The sequence below is a fragment of the Nonomuraea sediminis genome (genome assembly GCF_018531495.1).
GTDB lineage: Bacteria > Actinomycetota > Actinomycetes > Streptosporangiales > Streptosporangiaceae > Nonomuraea > Nonomuraea sediminis.
In genome coordinates, this window is record NZ_JAHDTI010000011.1 from 289077 (window position 1) to 312732 (window position 23656).

The following is a 23656-nucleotide window of genomic DNA, read 5'->3' on the forward strand; positions in this document are numbered from 1 at the left end:
GCCATGGAACTCACCCGCAGGACGTTGATTCAGGCAGGACTCCTCTCTTCTCTCGCGGTGGCGGGCTGCAGCAGCAAGGGCGGCAGCGGCGGCTCCGGCGCGACCAAGGAGCTGACCCTCTGGTACTGGGGCGGCGGCCTCAGCGACAAGGTCGTGGCCGACGCCGTCAAGCAGTTCAAGCAGATCACGCTCAAGCCGTCGCTGATCGGCGGCGACTTCAAGCAGAAGCTCGTCACCACGATGAACGGCCGCAAGTTCGTGCCCGACATCACCGGCATCAAGGGCGAGAACATCGCCTCGATGCTGGACGAGGCCAACCGCTTCATCGACCTCAACACGCTCGGCGCCGACAAGCTGGCGGGCCAGTACGTCGAATGGAAGTGGAAGCAGGGCTCCACCAAGGACGGCAAGCTGATCGGCTTCCCGATCGACATCGGTCCCACCGCGATGTTCTACCGGCAGGACATCTTCAAGAAGGGCGGCCTGCCCACCGAGCCCGCCGAGGTCTCCGCGGCCATGTCCACCTGGGAAGACCTGTTCGCCGCCGGGCAGAAGCTGAAGAAGGCCGTGCCCGACGCCTTCATCGTCGACGGCGTCCTGCAGGTGTTCACCGTCGCCGTCGGCCAGGGCGACAAGCGCTTCATCGACCAGAACAACCACTTCATCGGCGACCAGGACCACATCCGCAAGGCGTGGGACATCGCCGTCAAGTCCGTCGAGCTGGGCGTCGCCGCCCCCAAGTTCGACGGCCAGGACCTGAACGCCGCCATGACCAACGGCAAGCTGGCCGCCATCCAGGGCGCCGCGTGGGCGGCGCTCGACATCAAGAACGGCGCCCAGGGCACCGACGGCAAGTGGCGGGTGGCGGCCACCCCGGTCGGCCCGGCCAACATCGGCGGCTCGTTCCTGGCCCTGCCCACCACGTGCCGCGATCCCCAGCTGGCCTTCCAGATCGTCACCTGGCTGCTCAGTGCCGAGAACCAGGCCAGGGGCTTCACCGACGCCGCGCTGTTCCCCTCCTCTCCGGCCACCTACGCGATGCCCGCGCTCACCCAGGGCGACGCGTTCTTCGGCGGGCAGAAGACGATCGAGGTGCTGGGCGAGGCGGCCAAGAAGGTGCCCGTGCAGTACGAGGCCTCCGCGGACGCCGCCGTGAGCCAGCCGTACTCCGACGAGCTGACCAACGTGTGGGTCAAGGGCAAGAACCGCGACCAGGCCTGGAACGACGCGGTCGCGGCCGCCAAGCAGATCGCCGAACGCCAGGGAGTGAGCTGAGGTGGTGTCCACTTCGGTGGCGAGGCCCAAGGCTCACGCCGCCCCGCCGAAGAAGGGGGCGCTGCGCTCGTACTGGCCGCAGTACCTGGCGATCTCCCCCTTCTTCGTGCTCTTCCTGGTGTTCATGCTGATCCCGATCCTGTTCTCGCTCTACCTGGCCTTCCAGAAGTGGGACGGCCTGGGCGACATGGAGTTCGTGGGCCTGCGGAACTTCCAGTTCCTGATCAAGGACTCCACGTTCTGGCTGTCGCTGAAGAACACCTTCGTGATCTGGTTCATGTCCACCGTGCCGACGCTCTTCCTGGCGCTGGTGCTGGCGAACCTGCTCAACTCCACGGTCCGCTTCGCCGGCGCCTACCGGATCGCCTACTTCGTGCCGAACGTCACCTCCGTCGTGGCCATCGCGATCTTCTTCGGCTCGGTGTTCAGCACCAACTTCGGGCTCATCAACATGGTCCTCGGCTGGCTGGGGTCCTCGCCGGTGCCCTGGCTGGTGAACGAGTGGACCATCAAGGTCGTCATCGCCACGCTCATCTGCTGGCAGTGGACCGGCTACAACGCGATCATCTACCTCGCCGGGCTGCAGGCCATCCCGACCGAGCTGTACGAGGCCGCCAAGATCGACGGGGCGGGCGCCGTCCAGACTTTCTTCCGCATCACCATCCCGCAGTTGCGGCCGATCATCCTGTTCACGGTGGTCATGTCGACCATCAACGGCATGCAGACCTTCACCGAGCCGCAGGTGCTCTTCTCCGGCAACGCCGCCAACGCCGCCAACGGCGGCGGTCCCGGCTCGGCCGGCCTCACCGCCATCCTGTACTTCTACCGCGAGGCCTTCAACAACAACGACTACGGGTACGGCGCGGCCATCGCCTGGGCCATGTTCGTGGTCATCCTGCTGTTCACCGCGATCAACTGGCGCATCGTGGCCCGTCCCAGGAAGGAGGGCCGATGAACCGGTTCCGTGGGGTGGGCCTGCATCTGACGCTGGTCGTCGGCGTCGTCATCTCGCTGTTCCCGTTCTACTGGACGGCGGTCATGGCGACCAACACCACCCGCGACATGTACCGGGTGCCGCCCAAGCTGACCTTCGGCCCCGAACTGTTCGCCAACATCGGCCGGGTGCTGGAGAACATCGACTTCTTCGGCTCGATGCTCAACACCACGATCGTGGCCACCAGCGTGACCCTGCTCGTGCTGTTCTTCGACTCGCTGGCCGCCTTCACCTTCGCCAAGTTCGCCTTCCCCGGCAGGAACCTGTTGTTCGGGCTGCTCATGCTGACGTTCATGCTGCCGGGCCAGCTCGCCCTGATCCCGCAGTTCGTGATCATGGTGAACCTGGACTGGGTGGGCACGCTCAACGCGCTGATCGTCCCGGCGGCGGCCAACGCGTTCGGCATCTTCTGGATGCGCCAGTACATCAGCGGCGCGGTGCCCGACGACCTGCTGGCGGCCGCCCGCATCGACGGGTGCGGGTTCTTCCGGCAGTACCTGTACGTGGTGCTTCCCGTGATCCGGCCGGGGCTCGCCTTCCTCGGCATCACCACGTTCATCGGCGCGTGGAACGACTACGTCTGGCCGCTGATCGTCATGGTGGATCCGTCGAACCTCACGCTCCAGGTGGCGCTCTCGCAGCTGAACACGGCGCACAACAACGACTACAGCATGATCATGGCTGGGACGCTGCTGGCCGTACTGCCGCTGGCGCTGGTGTTCGCCCTGTTCGCCCGCGGCTTCATCCGCGACGCGATGAAGGGCGCCCTGCGCGGCTGAAAACCTCATCTCAGGAGGCCGGAGCCAGGCCCGCCGACATGTCGGCGGGCCTGCCGGCCGTCCCTCATAGGCGGACGCTTTCCACCATGCGCCGGTAGGCGGGGCACTGGGTGAAGTCGTCGGCGCGGCACTCCATGACGTGCTCGATGAGCGCCTTGGACGCCTCGATCTCCCGCTGCCCGCCTGCGCGAACTGGGCAGGGACGAGCTGTCCTGCTACCCGGCCGTCGAGTTCCGCCAGGGGCGGGTCACCGCGGTGGCGGACGCCTTCCGCCTGACCGTGGACGACGGCGGCGAGGTGCGTGCGCGCCGCCTGCTGCTCGCCACCGGGCTGGCCGACGAGCTGCCGGGCCCGCCCGGCGTGGAACGGCTGTGGGGCCGCTCGGCCTTCCACTGCCCCTACTGCCACGGCTACGAGTGCACCGGCAGGTCGGTCGCCGTGCTCGGGTCGAGTCCCGCCCGGGTACGGCTGGCGCTGCAGCTGAGCCGGTTCGCCGGGGACGTCGCCCTGTGCACCGGCGGCGAGCCGCTCGACCCGGCGGCCCGGGCGAAGCTGGAGGCCAACGGCGTCACCGTCCGCTGCGAGCCCGTCATCCGCGTGGAGGCGCCGGGCGACCTCGTCTTCGACGGCGGACCGCCGCTGGCCAGGGACGCGCTGTTCGTGGCCAGCGTGCCGCGCCGGCGTTCCGACCTGGCTGCCCGGCTCGGCTGCGCCGCGTTCGCCGACGGGTGCGTGGAGGTCGACGAGTTCGCCAGGACCAGCGTGCCCGGCGTGTACGCGGCCGGCGACATGGCGCGGCGGGCCACCGTACCGATGCCGCCGGCGGCGGTCGTCGCCGCGGCGGCCAGCGGCACGGTCGCGGGCGCGGTCATCGACCAGGACCTGCTCGACACCGACTTCGACCTGGCCGGGAGCCGATCGTGAGGTCGAGAGCGCTCGCCACGGCCGGCCTGCTGATCGGCATGCTGCTGTCGCTGATCGACCAGACGGTGGTGGCCATCGCGCTGCCCGACATCGTCGCCGACGTGGGCGGGATGGACGCGATCGGCTGGATCGTCACCTCCTACGTGCTGGCCTCGACCGCGACCGGCGCGCTCTACGGCCGCGTCAGCGACCGTTTCGGGTGCCGCGCCGTGTTCGTCACCGGCATCGCGATCTTCATGACCGGTTCCGCGCTGTGCGGGATGTCCCAGACGATCGGGCAGCTCATCGCCGCCAGGGCCCTGCAGGGCGTCGGCGCGGGCGCGCTGTTCGTGCTGCCCACGATCGCGCTGTCGGAGCTGTACCCGCCGCGGACGCGCAGCCGCGTCCAGGGTTTCACCGGCGGCGTGTTCGCCCTGGCCGGCGTGGGCGGCCCGCTGGCCGGCGGCGCGATCACCGACGCCGTGGGCTGGCGCTGGATCTTCTACGTCAACCTGCCGCTGGGGCTGCTCGCCATGGCCCTGGCCGCCTTCGCGCCGCGCCTGCCCAGGGCGGGTGGCGACGGCAAGGTCGACGTCCTGGGGGCCGTGCTGCTCGCGGGTGCCGTGGTGAGCCTCCTGCTCGCCTCCATCGCGGGGACGCTGGCCTTCGTCGTGCTGGCGGCGCTGTTCGTGTGGTGGGAACGGCGGGCCGCCAACCCGCTGCTGCCGCCGCGCCTGTTCACCGACCGCGTGCTGCGGGTCGCCCTGCCCGCAACCGCGCTGCTCGGGGCGCTGCTCGGCGGCTCGATCGTCTACCTGCCGACGTACCTGCAGGCCGCGTACGGCATGGGCGCCACCCAGGCGGGGCTCGCGCTCAACCCGTACGTCCTGACGTTCGTGATCGTGTCCTTCGTGGCCGGGGCCCGCATCGGCGCCCGCTTCAAGCCCTACCTGATCGCCGGTTCGGTGATCGTGACGCTCGGCTTCGCCCTGCTGAGCCTCCTGGACCCCGGCGTCCCCTACGCGGTGCTCGCCGTGGAGGCCGGCGTGCTCGGGGTCGGCTTCGGCCTGCTGATGCAGAACCTGGTGGTCGTCGCGCAGAACGCGGTCCCGCCGGCGGACCTGGCCGCCGCCGGCTCCGCCGTGGTCTCGATCCGCGGCCTCGGCCTCTCGCTGGGCGTGGCCGCCTTCGGCTCGCTCCTCACCCAGCGCCTGCACGGCCACCCGCCCACCCCCCGGGCCACGGCCGCCGCCATCCCCGACGCCCTCACCTGGGGTATCCCCGTCGCCCTCGCCCTGGTCGCCCTCATGACCCTGCTACCACGCTCCGCCCCGAAGGAGCCGTCCACCTCCCCGGCATCTCCCCGGTACAGCGAGACCTCTTGATCGCCCGTCACCTACGGGTGTCCGCCGCCATCCCCTGGCACACCGGGCGGCGGCGGACCCCGTTCTATCTGGTGGACAGCGTTATCTGGTGGACAGCGGCGGCCGCGCTCCGCAGTCTGTGAACCATGCCGGAACTGATGCTGCCCACGGTCGTGGTCCACGAGTCCTTCGTCGCCGCCGCCCGCGAGTTCCACGCCCACCCCGAGCCGCCGCCCTGGTTCGTCGCCGGTCTGGATCCCGGCGAGCTGGCCGCCTCCGACGCCTTCGAGCGGTACGTGACCCGGCTGCTCGCCGAACCCCTGGAAAGCACCCCGCGCCCCGAGGGTTTCGTGCCCGCCACCACGCTGTGGTGGATCGACGGGCAGGAGTTCCTCGGCAGGCTGGCCGTCCGCCACCGGCTCACCCCGGCCCTGGAGGACGCGGGCGGTCACATCGGCTACGACGTGCGGCCCAGCGCCAGGAACCGGGGGCACGCCACGGCCATGTTGCGCGAAGCGCTGCCGGTCGCCCACCGGCTGGGCATCGACCCGGCGCTGCTGACCTGTGACGACACCAATCTGGCCTCCCGCCGCGTGATCGAGCGCAACGGCGGCCGCTACATCGGCAGCAGGGGCGTCAAGCAGCGCTTCCTCGTGCCCACTACGTGAGCGTGGCCAGGACGAGCGAGGCGGCGGCCAGCGCGAAGAAGGCCGCGGGGATGCCGGTCGTCCGGAAGACTCCGGCACGGACGTGCACGGCGAGCGCCCCGGCGAAGAACAGGACGAGCCCGGCCGCGGCCGCGGTGCCGATGAGGCGGACGCCCAGCAGGCCGAGCAGGAGCCCGGCGGCGCCCGCGACCTTCGGCAGCGCGAGCGCGGGCAGCCACGACCGCGGGATGCCCACGGCGGCCGCGTTGACCAGGACGACCTCGGCCCGCGCGAAGTCGGCGACGGCGGCCCCGGCGTTGGCCACGATCGTGAGGAGGGTGACGGCGACGTATGCGGCCTGCATGCCCCGAGTCTCGAGGGATGCCAGGTTCACCGTCCAATACCTGTATCTATAACCTGATGGCATGGATGTCGACACGCGGTTGCTGCGGTACTTCATCGCCGTGGCGGAGGAGGGCACCCTCACCCGCGCCGCCGATCGGCTGTTCGTCTCCCAGCCGGCGCTCACCAAGCAGATCAAGCAGCTCGAGACCCAGTTCGGCATGCGCCTGTTCACGCGTTCCCGGGCCGGGATGGCGCTCACCGAGCCCGGCCAGGCGCTGGCCGAGAAGGTGCCCGCGTTGCTCGCCGGGTGGGACCGGGCGCTGCGGGAGACCCGGCAGGTGGCCAGCAGGGCCGCCCGCGTGCTGCGGGTCGGCTTCATCGCCAGCGCCGCCAACGAGGCCACCCAGGACATCATCGCCGCCTTCGCCCGCCGCCGCCCCGGCTGGCGGGTCGACATGCGCCAGGCCGCCTGGTCGAACCCGGGCGCCGGGCTCGCCGACGGAGACGTCGACGTCGCCCTGCTGCGCCTGCCGTTCCCCGGCCAGGAAGGCCTGCGCGTGAAGACGCTGTTCAGCGAGCCGCGTTGCGTCGCGCTCGCCAGCACGCACCCGCTGGCCGGGCGCGACCTGATCCCCTTCCGCGACCTGTGGGACGAGCCGTTCGTCGCGGCCCCCGCGGAGACCGGCCGGTGGCGGGACTACTGGCTGGCCGCCGACGAACGCGAAGGACACCCGGTCCGCATCGGCGCCGTCACCGACCAGCCAGACGACTGGCTGAGCGCGATCGCCAACGGCTACGGCGTCGCCCTGGCCCCCGAATCCTCGGCCCGCTTCTACTCCCGGCCGGGCGTCACCTACCGCCCCGTCAGCGGCGTCAGCCCGAGCCGGGTCGCCGTCGCCTGGGCGCCCGCCGACGACGCCAACCCCGTCGTCCAGGAGTTCGTCCGCTGCTGTGAGGAGTCGCCGTGATCGTCGACGGGTTCGGTGGTCCAGAGGTGCTGCGCTAGGGCTTGCGGGCGACCCCGACGTACCACCACTCGCTGCCCTCGGGGTCCTCCTCCCACGGCTCCTCGGGTCGCCAGTCCGCGACGTGGACCACGCCGGGCTCGACCACGTCGAAGCCGTCGAACAGGCGGGCGATCTGCCCGTGGCTGCGGTGGATCAGGGGCGTGTCGGTCTTGTCGTAGACCTCGCGCGCGGCCACGCCCACCTCCGGGTGGGCATCGTCGGTCAGGTGCGACACGATCAGGTAGCTGCCCGGCGCCATCCGGTCGGCGAAGGCGCGGACCACCCGGTAGGGGTCCTCCTCGTCGGTCAGGCAGTGCAGCACACCCAGGAACACCACGCCCACGGGCTGGGAGAAGTCGATCAGCCGCTCGACGTCCGGATGGTCGAGGATGGACCCGGGGTCCCTGATGTCGGCGTGCGCGAAGGCGGTGTTGCCGTTCACGTCGGCCAGCAGCGCCCGGGCGTGGACGATGACGACCGGGTCGTGGTCGACGTACACCACCGGCGCGTTCGGGTGGATCCGCCGCGCCACCTGGTGGACGTTGTTCTGGTTGGGCAGGCCGGTGCCCAGGTCGATGAACTGACGGATGCCCTGGTTGGCGATGAACCTGACCGCCCTGCCAAGGAACCACCGGTTGGCCAGGCAGATCTGCCTGCTCGGCCCGAGCGCCATGATCTTCTCCGCCGCCTCACGGTCGGCCGCGAAGTTGTCCTTGCCTCCGAGGTAGTAGTCGTACATGCGCGCGGCATTGGGGATGTTCGGGTTGATCCCGGACGGCACGCGCGTCGGGTTGGTCATGTTCGCACCTCGGGTGAGCGCCCATTTGATGAACAGATGTTAACGCCTTATATGAGGGTTTATCGCGATTACGCCCTGTGCCGACGTAGGGCGTGGTCGGTGGTCACCGCGGCCAGGATGAGCAGGCCCTCGACGATCGGCTCGTAGGTGGTGTCCCAGCCCAGGAGGTTGAAGCCGTTGCCGATCAGCGTGAGGATCGCCACGCCCGCCATGCCGCGCCAGATGGCGCCCTCCCCGCCCAGGATGCTGGTGCCGCCGATCACGGCGGCGGCGATCGCGCTCAGTTCGAGCAGCGTGCCCATGCTCGCCTGCGCCGAGCCGCCGCGGGCGGCCAGCACCAGCCCCGCCAGCGCCGCGCAGACCCCGCTGACGGTGAACACGACGACCCTGACCCGCCCCACCCGGATGCCGGACAGCCGCGCCGCCTCAGGGTTGCCGCCGACGGCGTACACGCGCCGCCCCAGCGTGGTCCGCCACAACACGAGCGAGGTCACCGCGGCCACGACGAGCAGCATCAGCGACGGTACGGTGACCCCGCCGAGCACCGTCGGCCAGCTCAGCGACTGGAAGGCCGTCAGCCGCGCCGCGTCAGGGTAGACGATCGCCCCGCCGGTCAGGACGAGCGCCAGGCCGCGATAGACGATGCTCAACGCCAGCGTCACGATGAAGGAGTGGACGCGCGACAGCACCACGACCGTGCCGCTGACCGCGCCCATCAGCGCCCCGGCCAGCACCGCCGCGGCGATCCCCGCGCCCACGCCCGCCGCCCTGGTGACCAGCACGGCCACGATCGCGCTGACCGCGAGCACCGCACTGGCCGACAGGTCGAACACCCCGCCGATCATGCACATCGTGATGCCGCAGGTCAGCAGCCCCACGATGACGGCCTGGTCGAGCAGGTTGACCAGGTTGCCCTGGGTGAGGAACGTGCCCGTCGCCAGCGACAACGCCCCGACCAGGGCGGTCAGCGCCAGCAGGATGCCGAGGTCGCGCACTCTCACGACGGCTCCCCGGCGAAGGCGAGCGCCATGACGTCCTCGCGCGCGGCGCTCCCGCGCGCGAACTCGCCCACCACCCTGCCCGCCCGCATGACCAGGACGCGGTGTGACAGGCCGAGGACCTCCTCGATCTCGGAGGAGACCATCAGGACGGCGATGCCGCGCGCCGCCAGCTCGACAAGCAGCCGGTGGATCTCGATCTTCACGGCCACGTCCACCCCGCGGGTCGGCTCGTCCACCAGCAGCACCCTGGGCTCGCGCAGGAGCCACTTGCCGAACATCGCCTTCTGCTGGTTGCCCCCCGACAGCCCGGCGACCGGCCCGCGGGGATCGGCCGCGGTGATGTCCAGCCGGCCGGTCCAGGCGGCGACGTCGCGGGCCTCGGCGGCCCGCCGGACGAAGCCCGCGCGCCGCCGGGCGGGCAGGGAGGCCAGCGCCAGGTTCTCGCGCAGCGAGCGCACCAGCACCAGGCCCTGCTCCTGGCGGGACTCGGGCACCATCGCCATCCCGCGCGCCATGGCCGCGGCCGGCGTGGCCTGCCGTACCGGCTGCCCGTCGATCTCGACGCGGCCGGACGTGCGGCGCTCGGCGCCGAACAGCAGCCGCAGCGTCCGCGTCCTGCCGCTGCCGACCAGCCCGGCCAGGCCGACGATCTCGCCGGAACGGACCTCCAGCCTGGGCACGTCCAGCGTGCCCGCCGCGCGCAGGCCGGTGACGGACAGGACCACGGGCGCGTCGTCGGCGACCGGGCCCGGCTCGGGGTAGAGGACCTCGATCGGCCGGCCGACCATGTGCCGCACCAGCGAGTCCGGCGTCTGCTCCGACGCGGGCGAGGTGAGCACGTGCCGCCCGTCGCGCAGCACGGTGACGACCTCGCACGCCGACAGCACCTCAGGCAGCCGGTGCGAGATCAGCACCACGGCCGCCCCGTCCGCCGCCAGCCGCCGCAGCAGGTCGAGCAGCTGGTCCGCCTCGGCCTGCGTGAGCAGCGCCGTCGGCTCGTCCAGCGCGATCACCCTGGGCTCGCCCGCCAGCGCGCGCAGGATCTCCACCCGCTGCCGGTCGGCCACCGACAGCTCCCGCACGGGCCTGTCCGCCTCGATCGCGAAGCCGGTACGGCCGAGCAGCGCCGCGAGCCGCCTGCGGTCGGCCCGCGGAGTCCACCACCCGCCGCGACCGGTCAAGCCGCCGAGGAAGACGTTCTCCAGCACCGACAGCGCGGGGACCAGTGTCACCTCCTGCGTCACCAGCTTGATCCCGTGCGCGGCGCGCGGGGTCACGGGCCGCCCGTCGAGCAGGACCCGGCCCGCGTCCGGCGGGGTGAGGCCGGACATGATCCGCACCAGGGTGGTCTTGCCCGCCCCGTTCTCGCCGACCAGGCCGTGCACCCGGCCAGGCTCGAGGTCCAGGCTCACCCCGTGCAGCACGGTCGTGCCCGCGTAGCTCTTGGTGACGCCCTCCAGCCGGATCATTCGTCGTACTCGCCGGTGACGCCGGCCAGCACCTCCTTGGTGCCCAGGCTCTTGCCCGGCTGGACGTCGGTCATGATGTTGGCGGCGGGCACCTGCTCGCCGCGCGCCCTGTCCAGGCCCAGCTCGGCCGCCTTGGCGCCGAGGGTGCGCACCGGCAGGTAGTAGGCGGCGAACCAGCGGCCGTCCTGCACCGCCTTGACGGTCTGGCGCGAGCCGCCGTTGGCCACGTACATGATCTGCTTGCCCTTGGCGACCGCCTCGGCGCCGGCGACGGCCTGCGAGGAGCCGATGACGACGTCGATGCCCGGGTCGCGCTGCAGGATGTCCTGCATGGCCTTGCGGCCGGTGTCCTGGGTGTAGCCGCCTTCCACCTGCGCCACGAGCTTGACGCCGGGTGCCTGCTTCAGCACGCCGACGGCCGCCTGCGTCCTGGCGTTGTCGAGCGGCAGCGCTTTGAGCCCCTCCAGGTAGGCGACCTCGCACGGGTTCAGCTTCCTGCTCCGGCAGGCCTGGACCGCCAGCTCGCCGAGGGTCTGCCCGTTCCGCGTGGGCACGTCCACCAGCGTGACCGTGCCGTCCACCTGGGGTTGCGCGGTGTCGTAGCGGGTGCCGGCGGGGGTGAAGTGGATGACGACCGCGATGCCGGCCCGCACGGCCGCCTGCAGCGCGGGGACCACGGCGGCGCCGTCGTTGGCCTGGACGACGAACACGTCGAAGCGCTTGGCGGTCACGGCGTCCTGGATCTGGCGTACCTGCGCCTGCGCGTCGAAGTTGGGGTCGAAGAACTCGGCGGCGGCGCCGTGCGCCTTGGCGTAGTCCTCGATGCCGGCGAAGGTGGCCGAGGCGAAGGAGTTGGCCTTGGCGAAGCCGAAGAACGCGATGCGTTTCTGCGCGCCGCCGCTCGCGCTCGCGCTGGGCTGCGGCGGCCGGTCGGTGCTCGGATTGACGCACGCGGCGGCCAGGAGCATCACCGCGGCGAGTACGGGTAACCCGGCCCATCGTGCGACCATCTCGGTCTCCTTCGCTTCCTGGCGTGGCTACGCCGGCGAATGTGCACGTGAGGAAATTTCGCGACTTGCTGGACTTGATCATAGAGAAGCCCCCGCTTCCCCGTGTCGCGATTCGCGGCCAACTCTTCGGCGTGGACCGGCATCTAACGAACCATGAAGATCACGCCGTTACTGATGGGCATTTCCGCGGCCGCACTGCTGGGCGCGTTCGCCGTTTCCCCGGCCTCCGCCGAGCAGACCAAGACCAAGACGGTGTCCTTCCGCGGGATGAGCATCGTCGTCCCCGCCGGATGGAAGGTGCGACGCAGCGACACGGACGCCGTGGGCAAGGATTGGCTCCAGATCTGGACCACGTCCTGCCACTCCAAGCCCAGCTGCCCGAGCTTCGACATCGTCGGCCCCAAGGTGATCCGGGGCGGGGACGCCATGGAGTCCTACAAGACCGACCACCCCTTCGCGCCCGGCACCGGCGTCAGCGGCTGCCGGTTCAGGTCCGACACCAAATTCGGCGAGCGTTACCCGAGCACCAAGCCGGCCGTGAACGGCCACCGCGACCTCGGCAGCGGCCACAAGGCGCAATACCGCGAATGGGCCGCCGAATGCTACGACTTCAACACCAACAAGGCCGGCAAGCGTTTCACCCAGCGCGAGTGGTATCTCCCCAAGGCAGGGATCCTCGTCGCCGACGGCTGGAACACGCCCGGGCTGGCGAAGATCCTCGAGCAGGCAACCTGGAGCTGACCTCACGACAGGTCGCGACGCCCCCGCCTTTCTCGGGAGTCAGTGACCGCGGGCCTCCAGCCAGGCGGTGGCGTCCACGAAGTGCACGTCGAAGCGGTCCTGATCGGGCAGCAGGACGTCGAAGGACTCCTCGCCGCGCTGGACCCGCCCGAGCGTCCTGAAGTACTCGAACCGGTCGACGCCCGGGGTCAGGACCGCGACCAGGTCGGCGGCGGACCCGGGCGCGGCGCCGAAGGCGTGCGGCACGCCGGGCGGGATCACCACCATCCCGCCCGATCACACCCATCACCGATCGAGATGGGGGAGCGGGGTCGCGCCGCGGCGCAGCAGGTGCTCGACACTGGCCGTCCTGCCGTTCTCGGTGGCCAGGCGCAGCGCCTGCAGGTGGTAGCGGTCGTCCTCGGCGTCGATCGGGGTCCCGGCGGCCAGCAGCTGGTCGATCACGTCCAGCCGCTGGTGGTCGGCGGCCATGGCCAGGGCGCGGACGCGGTCCTGCAGCGGGGTGTCAGGCCCCAGCCAGCCCGTGACGTCCCCGGCCGCCGCGGCCTCGCCGAGGCTGTTCACCCGCGCACCGGCCGCCAGCAGCACCTCCACCACCTCGGTCATGCCGAACACCGCCGCGTGGAGCAGTGCCGTGCCGCCCGGCACCCCGCCGGAGGCCGGCGCCGCGGTCGCCTCCAGGTCGGCGCCCGCCTCGATGAGCACGGCGGCCACCTCGGCGTCGCCGTAGCTCGCGGCCGTGATCAGCGGGGTCTCCTGGTCGCCTGGCTCGCCGTTCACAGGAGCGCCCGCCGCCAGCAGCGCCCTGGCCACCGCGCCGGTGCCCGGCAGCGGCCCGTCCAGGCCCAGCCGCCCCGCGTCGAAGCGGAGCATCGCGACGTAGCCGAGCGGGGAAGCGCCGCGCGGGTGGTCGCACCAGCGGCGCATGCTCGTCCTGGCCAGCTCGGGCTGCTCGGCCAGCAGTACGGCGAGCCGCTCCAGGTCGCGCTGGTTGAGGATCTCGCGCCGCAGCACCTCGGTCCGCAACCTGCGCCAGCCGCCGAAGCCGTGCTCGCGGGCGATCGCGAGCTGGGCGCCTGCCAGCGTCAGGCGGGGCGACACGGCGTTCATCCGGGCCAGCGCGGCGGGATCGCCCGCCCTGGCCGCGCGGAGGAGTTCCTTGGCCTGGCGGCGCAGCTGGTCGAGATCGGGGCGCGCGGGAAGCTCGGGCATGACGTCTCCTTCGTGGCCCGAGGTCCGCGTGCCAGGCCGAAAGGAGATCGTCGGCTTCGTCGAGCTGGGTGAGGTGAGGTGGACTCAGTCCTGCCCGCGGACCCGGAGGCGCCCTCACGCGCCCACCTCGACCATAGCCCGCCGGGTGCGCTCCGGCGGAGTCGTCAGCCCGCCAGGGTGCTCAGCAGCACGAGCACCAGCGTCGCCACCGCGAGCACGCCGTGGCCGCCCACGATCGCCACGGGGAAGTGGCTCTCCGGCGGGGCCGAGGCCGCGGTGTCCGGTTGCCCGGCAGCCACGGCCGCCTTGGCCCGCCGTACCTGGAGCCAGCGGGCGAGCATGGTGAAGCCGAGCACGGCGACCAGCAACAGCAGGATCAGGGCGGTCCAGGCCAGGGCCTTCGCGTCGGTGACGACGTAGAAGATCCAGGCGAGCAGGCCGACGGCGGCCAGGGCGAAGTGGCCGAAGATGACGGGAACGGGCAGGTGGGTGGTGCCGCCCTGCCGGGCTCCGCCGCGCGAGAGCCACATGCCCAGCATGGTCACACCGCCCAGAGCGGTGAGGATCCAGAGGATCAGTGCGGCGATTTCCATGGCTACCTCTCAGCGTGATGGGTGAACCCTTCGGCTTGCGTGCTCTCGTCGGCGACGCGCACGCCGTAACGGAAAGCGAGCTTGCCCCCGAGATATCCGGCGACGGACAGCACGGCCAGGGCGGCCACGTTGAGCACGAGCACGCCCGCTCCCTCGCCGCCGTTGAGCCGCCACCACAGGTTGATCGCGTAGGCGGCGGTCACCGACAGGGTCAGGGTCATGTGCAGCAGGCCCGTCTTGAAGGCGCGCGTGCCGGTCGGGATGGCGAACAGGTCGAGCGCCCCGACGCAGGCCGCGCCGACCGCGCCCACGATGCCGATCGCGATGAGCCACAGCGCCCCGTCGGCCAGGAACCGGCCGTCGTCCACGAGATGGGAGGCGACGTCGAAGGCCAGGCTGGACACCCACGCGCCGATGGGCACGGTGACCAGGATCGGATGGTACGGGTGCCCGTACGGTCCCGCGAGTACGGCGCTGACCGGTTGCTTGCCTGGCGTCACGGCGACCAGCTCCCTAGCAGGAGGGCTTTTTCACTAACCAATGCTGGTCTTATTCCCTCGCACAGTCAAGACGTACAATTACGCCAATGCTCATGGGAGGTATGCATGGATCTGGAGCTCGTGGGCGCGCTCGGCGAGCCCTCGCGCAGGGAGCTCTACCTCTACGTACGGCGTGCCAGGCGTCCCGTCACGCGGGACGAGGCCGCCGCGAGTGCCGGCATCTCCCGCAAGCTGGCCGCCTTCCACCTGGACAAACTCGTCACGGCCGGGCTGCTGCGCGCCGAGTACGCGGCGCCAGGGGGAGTGCGGAAGGTCGGCAGGCAGCCCAAGGTCTACGTGCCGGCCGACACGCAGGTCCAGGTCAGCATCCCCGAACGGCGCCACGAGTTCCTGGCGGGCCTCTTCCTCGAGGCGATCCTCGGTCAGCGTTCCGGCGAGGCGGGCACCGAGGCCGCCATCAGGACCTCACGGGAGCGTGGCAGGGAACTGGGAGCCGCCGACCGGGCGGCGGCCCGCCCCGGGCGGCTCGGCGCGGAGCGCGCGCTCACGTTCTGCCGTGAGGTCCTCGAACGGCTCGGCTTCGAGCCCGACCGCGTCAGCCCGACGCGGGTGCGCCTGCGCAACTGCCCCTTCCACCCGCTGGCCGCCCAGGCGCCCGACCTGGTGTGCGCGATGAACCAGCAGTTCGTGACCGGCTACCTGGACGGGCTCGAGGTCACCGGGGTGCGGGCGAGCCTGGACCCGCGCGAGGGGGAGTGCTGCGTGCTGCTGGAGTCCGCGGCGGCTAGTCCGCGTGGGACCTGAACCGCTCGTGCGCGGCCTGCTTGGAGATCCCCATCGCCTCGCCCACGTCCGACCAGGACGCGCCGCCCTCCCTGGCCTTGGCCACGGCCTGGTCGAGCAGGGCGCGCTGCCAGCTCTCCACCTGCGACAGCAGGGTGAGGGCCGCAAGAGGACGCTCGGCCGTGAGGTTCACGATCTGCTCGCACAGCAGGTTCGACTTGATCACCAGCCAGCTGGGCGGCGCGGCCAGGAGCAGCGGCCCGGCGTGGACGGTCCACCGGCCCTCCGCCTCCTTGGCGCCCTCGGGCGTGGCCGGGTACTGCCGCCGGTCGGACCAGCCGCAGGAGCACGCGCCGCGGTAGCCGACGAAGTCCCTGGTGAACGCGCCGGCGGAGCGGGCCAGCTCCCCGCCGGGAAGCACCGGCGCCGCGAACCCCTCGTGCCCGGGGATGTCGGCCAATTTCAGAGTCATGAGCGTCAAGATACCTTGACGCTCAACGTGATCGTCAAGGTATCCTGACGATGTGATCTTCCCTGCCAAGCTGAACAGAGGCGACGTCGTCCGGGTCGTCGCGCCGGCCATGTCGCGCTCCATGGTGATGGAGTACGACCACTCCGCCGTCATCGAGGCCAGGTTCGCCGACCTCGGCCTGAAGCTCACCTACGGCGACCACGTCGACGAGCGGGACGCCTTCGACTCCTCCAGCGTCGCCGCGCGGGTCGCCGACCTGCACGCCGCCTTCGCCGACCCGTCGGTGGCGGCGATCATGACGGTCATCGGCGGCTTCAACTGCAACGAGCTCCTGCCGCACCTGGACTGGGAGCTGATCCGCGCCAACCCGAAGATCCTGTGCGGATACTCCGACATCACGGCCCTGCAGAACGCCATCCTGGCCAGGACCGGGCTGGTCACCTACTCGGGTCCGCACTGGTCGACGTTCGGCATGCGGGACCACTTCGAGCAGACCCTGGAATGGTTCACCGCGGTCATGTTCGGCACCGCTCCCGTCGTCCTGACCCCGCCGGAGCGGTGGAGTGACGACCTCTGGTTCCTCGACCAGTCCAAGCGCGACCTGATGCCCAACGACGGCTGGTGGCGGCTGCGGCCCGGCGCCGCCGAAGGCCGCGTCGTCGGCGGCAACCTCTGCACGCTCAACCTGCTGCAGGGCACCGGCTACATGCCGTCCCTCGACGGCGCGCTCCTGATCGTCGAGGACGACCTCGAATCCCACCCGGCGACCTTCGCCCGCGACCTCACCTCGCTCCTCCAGCTCCCCGACGCCCGGGGAGTCCAGGGCCTGGTCGTCGGCCGCTTCCAGCAGGCCAGCCGCATGACCCGCCCCCTGCTCGAGCAGATCATCGCCACCCAGCCGGCCCTGGCGGGTCTCCCCGTCCTGGCCAACGTCGACGTCGGCCACACCCACCCGCTGGCCACCTTCCCCGTCGGCGGGCAGGCCCGCCTCACCGTCACCGACGCCGGGGCCGACCTCACGCTCCTCCGCCACTAGGCCTGATCATCTTCGGAGGGTGACCTGGTAGGGTCGTGGGTCGTGGAGTGATGATCCGGCACCGGTGACACGCCGTTCGAGCCTTGGCTCCGGCGTGGTGTCCGTCATTCACTTCCTACGATCGGATCCTCATGACCGATGAGATGTTCCTCGACCTTGTCGCCGACCGGCTTGCCGGGTTGCCCGCCGTACGGGCTGTCACTCTTGGCGGGTCGCGTGCGCAGGGCACCCACACCCCCGACAGCGACTGGGACTTCGCGCTCTACTACCGAGGTGGCTTCGACCCTGCCGACCTGCGGGCCGTCGGCTGGGAAGGCGAGGTCTCCGAGCTCGGCGGCTGGGGCGGCGGGGTCTTCAACGGCGGCGCGTGGCTCTGCGTGGAGGGCAGGCGCGTCGACGTCCACTACCGCGATCTCGACGTGGTCGAGCACGAGCTCGCCGAGGCCCGGCAGGGGCGTTTCCGCTGGGAGCCGCTGATGTTCCACCTGGCGGGCATCCCCAGCTACCTGGTGGTCGCCGAGCTCGCCACGAACCGGGTCCTGCGCGGCGACCTGACACGGCCAGGCTATCCACCGGCGCTGCGGGAGTCGGCGCCCGCGGTGTGGCGCGAGCGGGCGCGCATGACGCTGCTGTACGCCAAGGGGGCCTACGTCCCCCGCGGCCAGGCCACCGAGGTCGCCGGCGCCGTGGCCACCGCCGCCGCGTACACCGCGCACGCGATCCTGGCGGCCCGCGGCGAGTGGGTCACCAACGAGAAGCGCCTGCTGAACCGGGCGGGCCTGCGCCCCCTCGACACGCTCCTGGCCGGCCTGGGACCGGAGCCCGACACGCTGGCAGCCGTGGTCGCCGAGGCGGAACGCCTCTTCGACGTCGCGGCAGGCTCGCTCAGCTGACGGTGAGGACGACGTTGCCGGTCTTCTGGCCCGTTTCGACGTAGCGGGTGGCCTGGGTGACCTCTTCGAGGGGGTAGCGGCGGTCGATGACCGGGCGGTAGTGGCCCTCCTCGACGAGCTGTTTGAGGAACAGGACGTCGCGGCTGTCGTAGCGCGGCGGGACGGGGAAGAGGGCCCGTCGGCTCACCCGGCTCAGCAGCAGGTTGCCCAGGCCGTCGGTGGCGACGAAGACGCCGCCGGGAGCCAGCGAGCGGGCGCACCGGCGGAAGGTCAGCTTGCCGACAGCATCGAAGACGACGTCGAACGTCCGCGGCGGGAAGGCGTCGACGACCTCCACGCCGAGCGGGCGCACCGCCTCGACCTTGTGCGCCTGGCAGACGGCGGTGACGTCGGCGCCCGCGTGCCTGGCCAGCTGGACCGCCGCCGTCCCGATCGAGCCTGAGGCCCCGTAGACGAGGACCGAACGGCCGGGACGCAGCCCGGCGGGTCTGAGCCCCATCAGGGCCAGCGTCGCCCCGTCGCACACGGCCGCCGCCTCGTCGAAACCGACCCCGGCGGGCTTGGGAGCCAGCAGGCCGCTCTGCGGCACGCGGACGAACTCGGCGTGCGTGCCGAAGCGCCACGGGTTGAGCCCGAACACCTCTTGGCCGACGGCGAAGCCGGTGACGGCGGGGCCGATCGCCTCGACCGTCCCGGCCAGCTCGCTGCCCAGGACACGCCACCTCGGCCGGGGGAAGCCGGTCACCAACCGGCCGACGTACGGCCTGCCGCTGCGGAAGGCGCAGTCGGTCCTGCTGACCGTGGTGGCGTGGACCCGGATCAGCACGTCGTCGGGCCCGGGGCGGGGCGGTTCGATGTCGGCCAGGCGGAGGACCTCCGGTGGGCCGTACCTGTCGTGCACGACCGCGCGCATGGCCTCATTCAGCCTGAGGGATCAGCGACGATCAGTGGTCCCGAGGGCGACAACTACCTTCCCCGGATCCAGGCCGGTACGCAGGCCAGCACCCCCGCCATCACGATCGTGGGCAGGTCGCCCCAGCCCAGCGCCGCCCCGGCGGCCAGGCCGAGCACCACGCCCCCGGTACCAGCCGCGATTCCGGCGGGAGCCGCACGGTGGTGGTGCTCCACATGGGCGTACTCATGCATGGTGATCATCGCGAGCCCCTCAGGCGTAGGAGCCGGAAGCCAGATCGGTGGTGACGTACGGCCTGCTGGGCCGCCAGCCCAGCTCGGCCGTCGCGCGCGCGGCCGACACGGTCTGGTCCAGCGCCAGCGCCTGGGCGAAGGGCAGCCCCAGCGTTCTGGCGGCCTGCTCGACCGGCCACGGCTCGGCCCGGCCGATCCCACCGGCGGCCAGATCGGCGGCCGCGGCCAGCGCGGCGGTCGGCACCGCCTCCAGCGCGATGCCGTGCAGGATGCCGCTCGCCGTACCCCGCTCGAGCACCAGCCCGTACAGCTCGGCCAGGTCGTCCACGTGCACCATCGGCCAGCGCGTCGAGGCGGGACCCACGTACCGGCCGTGGCCGTGCTCCTTGGCCCAGGCCACCATCAGCGCCGGGATGCCGCCGCCGTTGCCGTAGGCGATCCCCGGCCGGACCACCGCGGAGCGGACGCCGTCCGCCGCGGCCGCCAGCACCCGCTGCTCGATCCGCGGCCGGTAGCCCACGATGTCGATGGCGTCGGTCGCCGACTCCTCGTCGGCCGCCCGGTCGCCCGTGGCGCCGAGCACCCACACGCCGCTGGTGTAGACGAACGCCCGCCCCGTCCCGCGCAGCCGCTCCAGCAGCGCGTCCACCGCCGCGGCGTCCACCGCCTCGTCGCCGGTCGGCGTCGCGATGTTGAGCACCGCGTCGACGTCGTCCGTGACCGCGGCCCGCAGCGACGCCGCGTCGGACAGATCGCCCACCCGCGCCCCGGCCTCCGCCTGACCGCCTGCCTGCACGAACGGGACCACCTCGTGGCCCGTCCGCCGCAGCCGCCGCACCGCCGCGGAACCGATGTACCCCGTCGCACCCAGCACGAGAACCTTCATTGGAACCCCTTTCCGTTGACCGAACGCTAAGGGCGGGCGGTATGGCCACGGATCTGTCGAATGACCGGGTTCTATGACAGGTCGAGCCGGGCCAGCGCGGCCCTGGAGGAGACGCCGAGCTTGGGATAGGCGTTGGACAGGTGGTAGCCGACGGTCCGCGGGCTGATGAACAGCCGGGCGCCGATGTCGCGGTTGCTCAGGCCCGCCGCGGCCAGCCGTACCACCTGCAGTTCCTGCGCCGTCAGCCGCGCGACCTGATCCACCCCCGCCGGCGCGGGGGAGGGGCTGGCGCCGATCGCCCGCAGCTCGCTCCTGGCGCGCTCGGCCCACGGCGTCGCCCGCATCCGCTCGAACGCCTCGAGCGCCGAGCCCAGCGCCTCGCGCGCGGCGCCGCGTCGTTTGGCGCGCCGCAGCCATTCGCCGTGGAGCAACCGGGTACGCGCCCGCTCGAACGGTCGGCCGTCTTCCGCGTGCGCGGCCAGCGCGGCCTCGAAGAGCGGCCCGGCCTCCTCGCCGGGCGCCAGCAGGGCGCGGCAGCGCAGCGCGACGGCCCGCGCCCAGGGCGTCCCGACGGCGGCGGCCCACCGCTCGAACCGGTCGCACGCCTCGCGCGCGCCGCCGTCCCCGCCGAGCCTGGCGGCCGCCTCCACCTGGTCGGGCAGGCTGTGCACCGCGATCACGACCTGCTTCCTGGCGCCGGAGGTGACGGACCCGAGCCGGTGCGACGCGGACTCGTACCGCCCGCGGCCGAGGTCGAGCAGCCCCAGCGCGTGCGCGTGCCACGTCGGGTTCGGCGGGTCCTCGCCCACGGGCCTCAGGCAGCCCTGCTCGTCTCCCTCGATCGCGGCCAGTACGGCGAGCACCCCGCCGAGCATGGCCACGTAGTGGTGCTGCCGGGTGTCGCGGGCGATCTCCAGCCCTTCCACGGCAGTGGCGTACGCGTCGCGGTGCCTGCCGAGGAACAGCCGGCAGCGAGCCAGCCGCAGCAGCACCCTGGGCAGCACGCCCAGCGCCCCCTGCTCGCGGCACTCCCGATCCAGGGCGACGGCCTGCTCGTGCACGCTCTCGTAGTCGCCGAGCAGCAGCTCCCAGCCCTGCAGCCGGGCGTGGTCGGACAGGCCGCGCTCCCCGCGGGTGGCCGCGACGTGCGCGGCGAACTCCCGCAGCGCGGCGGCCCCGCCCGCCAGGTCGCCCGTGGCGAGCCCGCACAGCCCGGCCGCGCCCCTGCTCACGTACGCCTCGCGCACCTGTATCCCGGACAGCCGGGCCGCGGTGTCGGCCGCCGCGGCGGCCGGATTCGGCGCGTCCCAGGCCGCCGCCATCGCCTTGAAGACCACGAGCGGATCCAGCCGCGCGGCCTCGACCAGGAGCATGCGGGCCGCCTCGGGCCGGCCCATGGCGTGTTCGAGATCCGCCCGCACCGACACCAGGCGGGCGGCCCGCGCGGGGTCGTGCACGTGCGCCGCCGCCGCGTCCGCCAGCGCGGCGGCGTGTTCGAGCTGCCCGGCGTCGCTCGCGGCCAGGGCCGCCGCGGTCAGGCGCCGGGCCTTGGCGTCCTGCTCCTGCGTCAGCTGCGCGGCACGCCGGTAGGCGGCGGCGACCGCGGCCAGACCGCCGCGCGACCTGAACGACTCGGCGCTGCTCTCCAGCTCCGCCGCGACGCCCTCGTCGTAGCCCGCCGTCGCGGCGGCCAGGTGCCAGGCGCGCCGGGCCGCGTCCCCGCCGGCGGGCAGCGCCCCGGCGAGCGCCAGATGCGCGGCGGCGCGTTCGGACAGCGAGGCGCCCTGGTAGGCGGCGGCCCGCACGAGCGGGTGGCGGAACCTCACGCGGCCGTCGCCGAGCAGGATCAGCCCGGCGTCCGCCGCGGGCGCGAGATCCGCCGCCGCCGTGCCCGTCCGCTCTCCCGCACGCACGACGAGCGCCAGGTCACCGGTGTCGTCGGCGGCGGCGATCGTCAGCAGCGACCGCGCCCGGTCGCCGAGCGCGCGGATCTTGTCGTCGAAGATCCGCCGGACCCGCCGCGAGACGGGGATGGCGGCGAGCTCGCGGTCGTCGAGCGGTTCGCTGCCGTCACGCTGCGCCGGGGTGAGCGCCCCGGCCAGCTCCACCAGCGCGAGCGGGTTCCCCCGAGCCTGCGACAGCAGCCACCGGCGTACCGAGGCGTGCAGGTCCGGCACGCGATCGGCCAGCAGCACGGCCGCTTCGTCGTCGCCGAGCGGGCCGAGCTGCACCACCGGCACGCCCGGACGGTCGAACACCGCCGAGTCGTCCCGGGTGGCGAACACCACGGCCACCCGCTCGGCGCCCAGCCTGCGCGCGGCGAACAGCAGCGTCTCGGCCGACTCCAGATCCAGCCAGTGCGCGTCGTCGACCAGCACCACCACGGGCCGGTCCGCGGCCAGCTCGCTGAGCAGGGTCAGCGTGGCCGCGCCCACCAGGAAGCGGTCGCCGCGCACGCCGTAGGGCGGTTCGACCGCTCCGCGCAGCGCGCGGGCCTGCTGGCCGGGCAGCCGGTCGGCCAGCCCGAGCACCTCGCCCAGCAGCACCTGCAGGCCGGCGTACGGCAGCTCGGCCTCGGACTCGACGCCACTGGCCCGCAGCAGCCGGACGTCGCCCTCGGGCATCGACTCCAGCAGCGCCGTCTTGCCGGTGCCGGCCTCCCCGCGGATCACCACGGCGCCGCCACGGCCCTCGCTCGCCCGCGCCAGCAGCTCACGCAGTACGGCGAGCTCGGCCGACCTCCCCCTCAACACGGCCGCCCACCCTAGCCGACGCCAGGAAGAACGAAAGCCCCGGCTCGGTGAGCCGGGGCTTGGTGGTGGACGATACTGGGATTGAACCAGTGACCTCTTCCGTGTCAGGGAAGCGCTCTCCCGCTGAGCTAATCGTCCGTGAGGTGGAGACGGGATTTGAACCCGCGTATACGGCTTTGCAGGCCGCTGCCTCGCCTCTCGGCCACTCCACCGAGGCGATCTCCGAGCGGAAGACGGGATTCGAACCCGCGACCCTCACCTTGGCAAGGTGATGCTCTACCACTGAGCCACTTCCGCGTTGCCCGTCGATTGTACCGGGTTTCCCGACCGGATGCTCACTTGCGAAGCTGGCGCGCCACGCTGCGCTCGGTCGCGGGCAGGCTGAGGAAGATCTCCAGGATGCGCGTGAGCCGGTGGACCTCGATCCGGTGGAAGGCCGGGCCGTCGGAGCGGGCCAGCAGGAGCGTGAGCGCCAGCGGCGGCAGCGGGGCGTGGATGACGTGCAGCTCGCCGCCGAGCGTGGCGGCCACCGGGCGATGCGGCGTGTCGGGCAGCTTCGGGACGTCCTGCGGGGCCCGCCAGCTGGTGTAGACGACGCCGTGCTCGCCGGAGATGGCGGCCCAGTCGGCGCTGAACAGGACGGGCAGCGAGTCGACGAGCGTGGTGAGCGCCCTGTCGCCCGCCGTGGCGATGTACTTGAGTATCTCCAGCTCGGGGTAGGTGCCCGGTGCCTCGCGGGTGGTCCAGACGCCCTCGACGGTCACGCCGGGCACGCTCTCCAGCCCCTTGACGAGGGACTCCTTGGGCGTGCTCTCCGGGCAGAAGACCGTCAGGTCGTCGACGGCCCGGCCCGCGCCCCGATCCAGGACGGTCACCTGGGTGATGTCGGCCCCTGCCGCGCCCAGTGCCCTGGTGACCTGGGCGAGCGAGCCTGGCTTGTCGGGCAGCGCGATACGCAGTCTCAGCAGCATCCATCGCCTCCCCAGCTGAGTCCCCGGCCTCAGCCTATCCGCGAATACCTCCAGGGGCTGGAGGTGCGCTACAACTG

General features: G+C 72.1%; 26 protein-coding genes and 3 tRNA genes. 11 read left to right on the plus strand and 18 right to left on the minus strand.

The features are described 5' to 3' along the window. Positions 1 to 3: 3 nt before the first annotated feature. The 6 genes from KIK09_RS38885 to KIK09_RS38910 all read left to right on the plus strand — a co-directional run bounded on the left by KIK09_RS38885 (position 4) and on the right by KIK09_RS38910 (position 5983). A complete protein-coding gene (locus KIK09_RS38885; protein ID WP_214324483.1) occupies positions 4 to 1275 on the plus strand; it encodes an ABC transporter substrate-binding protein in 1272 nt (423 codons plus the stop codon). Between the two features lies 1 nt (position 1276). Beyond that, the gene (locus KIK09_RS38890; protein WP_214324484.1) at positions 1277 to 2230 is read left to right on the plus strand and encodes a carbohydrate ABC transporter permease; all 954 of its coding nucleotides are present in this window, start codon (positions 1277 to 1279) and stop codon (positions 2228 to 2230) included. Continuing rightward, positions 2227 to 3048 (plus strand): carbohydrate ABC transporter permease, encoded by an 822-nt coding sequence (locus KIK09_RS38895; RefSeq protein WP_214324485.1) that lies wholly within the window; start codon positions 2227 to 2229, stop codon positions 3046 to 3048. The genes KIK09_RS38890 and KIK09_RS38895 overlap by 4 nt, the downstream gene beginning before the upstream one ends. A gap of 207 nt (positions 3049 to 3255) precedes the next feature. Then, positions 3256 to 3972 carry an NAD(P)/FAD-dependent oxidoreductase gene (locus KIK09_RS38900; RefSeq protein ID WP_275956435.1) on the plus strand — a complete coding sequence of 239 codons (717 nt, stop codon included), beginning with the start codon at positions 3256 to 3258 and terminating at the stop codon, positions 3970 to 3972. Continuing rightward, positions 3969 to 5336, plus strand: coding sequence for an MDR family MFS transporter (locus tag KIK09_RS38905; protein WP_214324486.1), 1368 nt, complete (start codon positions 3969 to 3971; stop codon positions 5334 to 5336). The genes KIK09_RS38900 and KIK09_RS38905 overlap by 4 nt, the downstream gene beginning before the upstream one ends. A gap of 125 nt (positions 5337 to 5461) precedes the next feature. Continuing rightward, a complete protein-coding gene (locus KIK09_RS38910) occupies positions 5462 to 5983 on the plus strand; it encodes a GNAT family N-acetyltransferase (RefSeq protein WP_214324487.1) in 522 nt (173 codons plus the stop codon). Here KIK09_RS38910 and KIK09_RS38915 read toward each other — a convergent pair. Next, a complete protein-coding gene (locus tag KIK09_RS38915; protein ID WP_214324488.1) occupies positions 5976 to 6326 on the minus strand; it encodes a DoxX family protein in 351 nt (116 codons plus the stop codon). The two genes, KIK09_RS38910 and KIK09_RS38915, sit on opposite strands and share 8 nt — an antisense overlap. 61 nt (positions 6327 to 6387) lie before the next feature. Between KIK09_RS38915 and KIK09_RS38920 the strand changes: the two genes are divergently transcribed. Further along, positions 6388 to 7275, plus strand: coding sequence for a LysR family transcriptional regulator (locus KIK09_RS38920; protein ID WP_214324489.1), 888 nt, complete (start codon positions 6388 to 6390; stop codon positions 7273 to 7275). 34 nt (positions 7276 to 7309) lie between these two features. On the opposite strand, the gene KIK09_RS38925 is transcribed toward KIK09_RS38920, so the two are convergent. The 4 genes from KIK09_RS38925 to KIK09_RS38940 form a co-directional block, all read right to left on the minus strand. Beyond that, positions 7310 to 8113 carry an SAM-dependent methyltransferase gene (locus KIK09_RS38925; RefSeq protein ID WP_214324490.1) on the minus strand — a complete coding sequence of 268 codons (804 nt, stop codon included), beginning with the start codon at positions 8111 to 8113 and terminating at the stop codon, positions 7310 to 7312. 68 nt (positions 8114 to 8181) lie between these two features. Continuing rightward, complete coding sequence (locus KIK09_RS38930) at positions 8182 to 9114, minus strand: ABC transporter permease (protein ID WP_214324491.1); 933 nt, start codon at positions 9112 to 9114, stop codon at positions 8182 to 8184. Then, a complete protein-coding gene (locus KIK09_RS38935) occupies positions 9111 to 10583 on the minus strand; it encodes a sugar ABC transporter ATP-binding protein (RefSeq protein ID WP_214324492.1) in 1473 nt (490 codons plus the stop codon). The genes KIK09_RS38930 and KIK09_RS38935 overlap by 4 nt, the downstream gene beginning before the upstream one ends. After that, positions 10580 to 11593 (minus strand): sugar ABC transporter substrate-binding protein, encoded by a 1014-nt coding sequence (locus KIK09_RS38940; RefSeq protein WP_214324493.1) that lies wholly within the window; start codon positions 11591 to 11593, stop codon positions 10580 to 10582. The genes KIK09_RS38935 and KIK09_RS38940 overlap by 4 nt, the downstream gene beginning before the upstream one ends. 153 nt (positions 11594 to 11746) lie before the next feature. On the opposite strand from KIK09_RS38940, the gene KIK09_RS38945 reads away from it, so the two are divergent. Continuing rightward, on the plus strand, positions 11747 to 12334 hold the full coding sequence (locus KIK09_RS38945; RefSeq protein ID WP_214324494.1) for a hypothetical protein: 588 nt from the start codon (positions 11747 to 11749) through the stop codon (positions 12332 to 12334). Between the two features lie 39 nt (positions 12335 to 12373). On the opposite strand, the gene KIK09_RS38950 is transcribed toward KIK09_RS38945, so the two are convergent. From KIK09_RS38950 to KIK09_RS38965, 4 genes are all read right to left on the minus strand, one after another. Continuing rightward, positions 12374 to 12601 (minus strand): hypothetical protein, encoded by a 228-nt coding sequence (locus tag KIK09_RS38950; RefSeq protein ID WP_214324495.1) that lies wholly within the window; start codon positions 12599 to 12601, stop codon positions 12374 to 12376. An 18-nt stretch (positions 12602 to 12619) separates the two neighbouring features. Further along, positions 12620 to 13546 carry an ankyrin repeat domain-containing protein gene (locus KIK09_RS38955; protein WP_214324496.1) on the minus strand — a complete coding sequence of 309 codons (927 nt, stop codon included), beginning with the start codon at positions 13544 to 13546 and terminating at the stop codon, positions 12620 to 12622. Between the two features lie 164 nt (positions 13547 to 13710). Beyond that, positions 13711 to 14139 (minus strand): hypothetical protein, encoded by a 429-nt coding sequence (locus KIK09_RS38960; protein ID WP_214324497.1) that lies wholly within the window; start codon positions 14137 to 14139, stop codon positions 13711 to 13713. A gap of 2 nt (positions 14140 to 14141) precedes the next feature. Continuing rightward, positions 14142 to 14639: a DUF2231 domain-containing protein gene (locus KIK09_RS38965; RefSeq protein WP_214324498.1), complete on the minus strand. Its 498-nt coding sequence runs from the start codon at positions 14637 to 14639 to the stop codon at positions 14142 to 14144. Positions 14640 to 14744: 105 nt separating this feature from the next. On the opposite strand from KIK09_RS38965, the gene KIK09_RS38970 reads away from it, so the two are divergent. Continuing rightward, entirely contained in the window at positions 14745 to 15443 is a 699-nt protein-coding gene (locus KIK09_RS38970; protein WP_214324499.1) for a helix-turn-helix transcriptional regulator, read from the plus strand. Here KIK09_RS38970 and KIK09_RS38975 read toward each other — a convergent pair. Further along, entirely contained in the window at positions 15424 to 15894 is a 471-nt protein-coding gene (locus tag KIK09_RS38975) for a hypothetical protein (protein ID WP_214324500.1), read from the minus strand. The two genes, KIK09_RS38970 and KIK09_RS38975, sit on opposite strands and share 20 nt — an antisense overlap. A 52-nt stretch (positions 15895 to 15946) precedes the next feature. Here KIK09_RS38975 and KIK09_RS38980 point away from each other — a divergent pair, with 52 nt between their 5' ends. Both KIK09_RS38980 and KIK09_RS38985 read left to right on the plus strand, forming a co-directional pair. Then, complete coding sequence (locus KIK09_RS38980) at positions 15947 to 16930, plus strand: S66 family peptidase (protein ID WP_214324501.1); 984 nt, start codon at positions 15947 to 15949, stop codon at positions 16928 to 16930. Positions 16931 to 17061: 131 nt separating this feature from the next. Next, positions 17062 to 17823: a nucleotidyltransferase domain-containing protein gene (locus KIK09_RS38985; protein WP_214324502.1), complete on the plus strand. Its 762-nt coding sequence runs from the start codon at positions 17062 to 17064 to the stop codon at positions 17821 to 17823. Here the strand turns inward: KIK09_RS38985 and KIK09_RS38990 are convergent. The 8 genes from KIK09_RS38990 to KIK09_RS39025 form a co-directional block, all read right to left on the minus strand. Further along, on the minus strand, positions 17816 to 18736 hold the full coding sequence (locus KIK09_RS38990; RefSeq protein WP_214324503.1) for an NAD(P)-dependent alcohol dehydrogenase: 921 nt from the start codon (positions 18734 to 18736) through the stop codon (positions 17816 to 17818). The genes KIK09_RS38985 and KIK09_RS38990 overlap by 8 nt on opposite strands. Before the next feature lie 53 nt (positions 18737 to 18789). Continuing rightward, positions 18790 to 18978: a hypothetical protein gene (locus tag KIK09_RS38995; RefSeq protein WP_214324504.1), complete on the minus strand. Its 189-nt coding sequence runs from the start codon at positions 18976 to 18978 to the stop codon at positions 18790 to 18792. Between the two features lie 10 nt (positions 18979 to 18988). Continuing rightward, positions 18989 to 19855, minus strand: a complete 867-nt coding sequence (locus KIK09_RS39000; RefSeq protein WP_214324505.1) for an NAD-dependent epimerase/dehydratase family protein — start codon at positions 19853 to 19855, stop codon at positions 18989 to 18991. Between the two features lie 71 nt (positions 19856 to 19926). Beyond that, positions 19927 to 22608 (minus strand): helix-turn-helix transcriptional regulator, encoded by a 2682-nt coding sequence (locus KIK09_RS39005; protein ID WP_214324506.1) that lies wholly within the window; start codon positions 22606 to 22608, stop codon positions 19927 to 19929. 63 nt (positions 22609 to 22671) lie between these two features. Next, positions 22672 to 22746 (minus strand) — tRNA-Val (locus KIK09_RS39010). Between the two features lie 3 nt (positions 22747 to 22749). Beyond that, positions 22750 to 22820 (minus strand) — tRNA-Cys (locus KIK09_RS39015). 13 nt (positions 22821 to 22833) lie between these two features. Beyond that, positions 22834 to 22905 (minus strand) — tRNA-Gly (locus KIK09_RS39020). 38 nt (positions 22906 to 22943) lie between these two features. Continuing rightward, on the minus strand, positions 22944 to 23579 hold the full coding sequence (locus tag KIK09_RS39025) for an ACT domain-containing protein (protein ID WP_214324507.1): 636 nt from the start codon (positions 23577 to 23579) through the stop codon (positions 22944 to 22946). Positions 23580 to 23656: the final 77 nt, after the last annotated feature.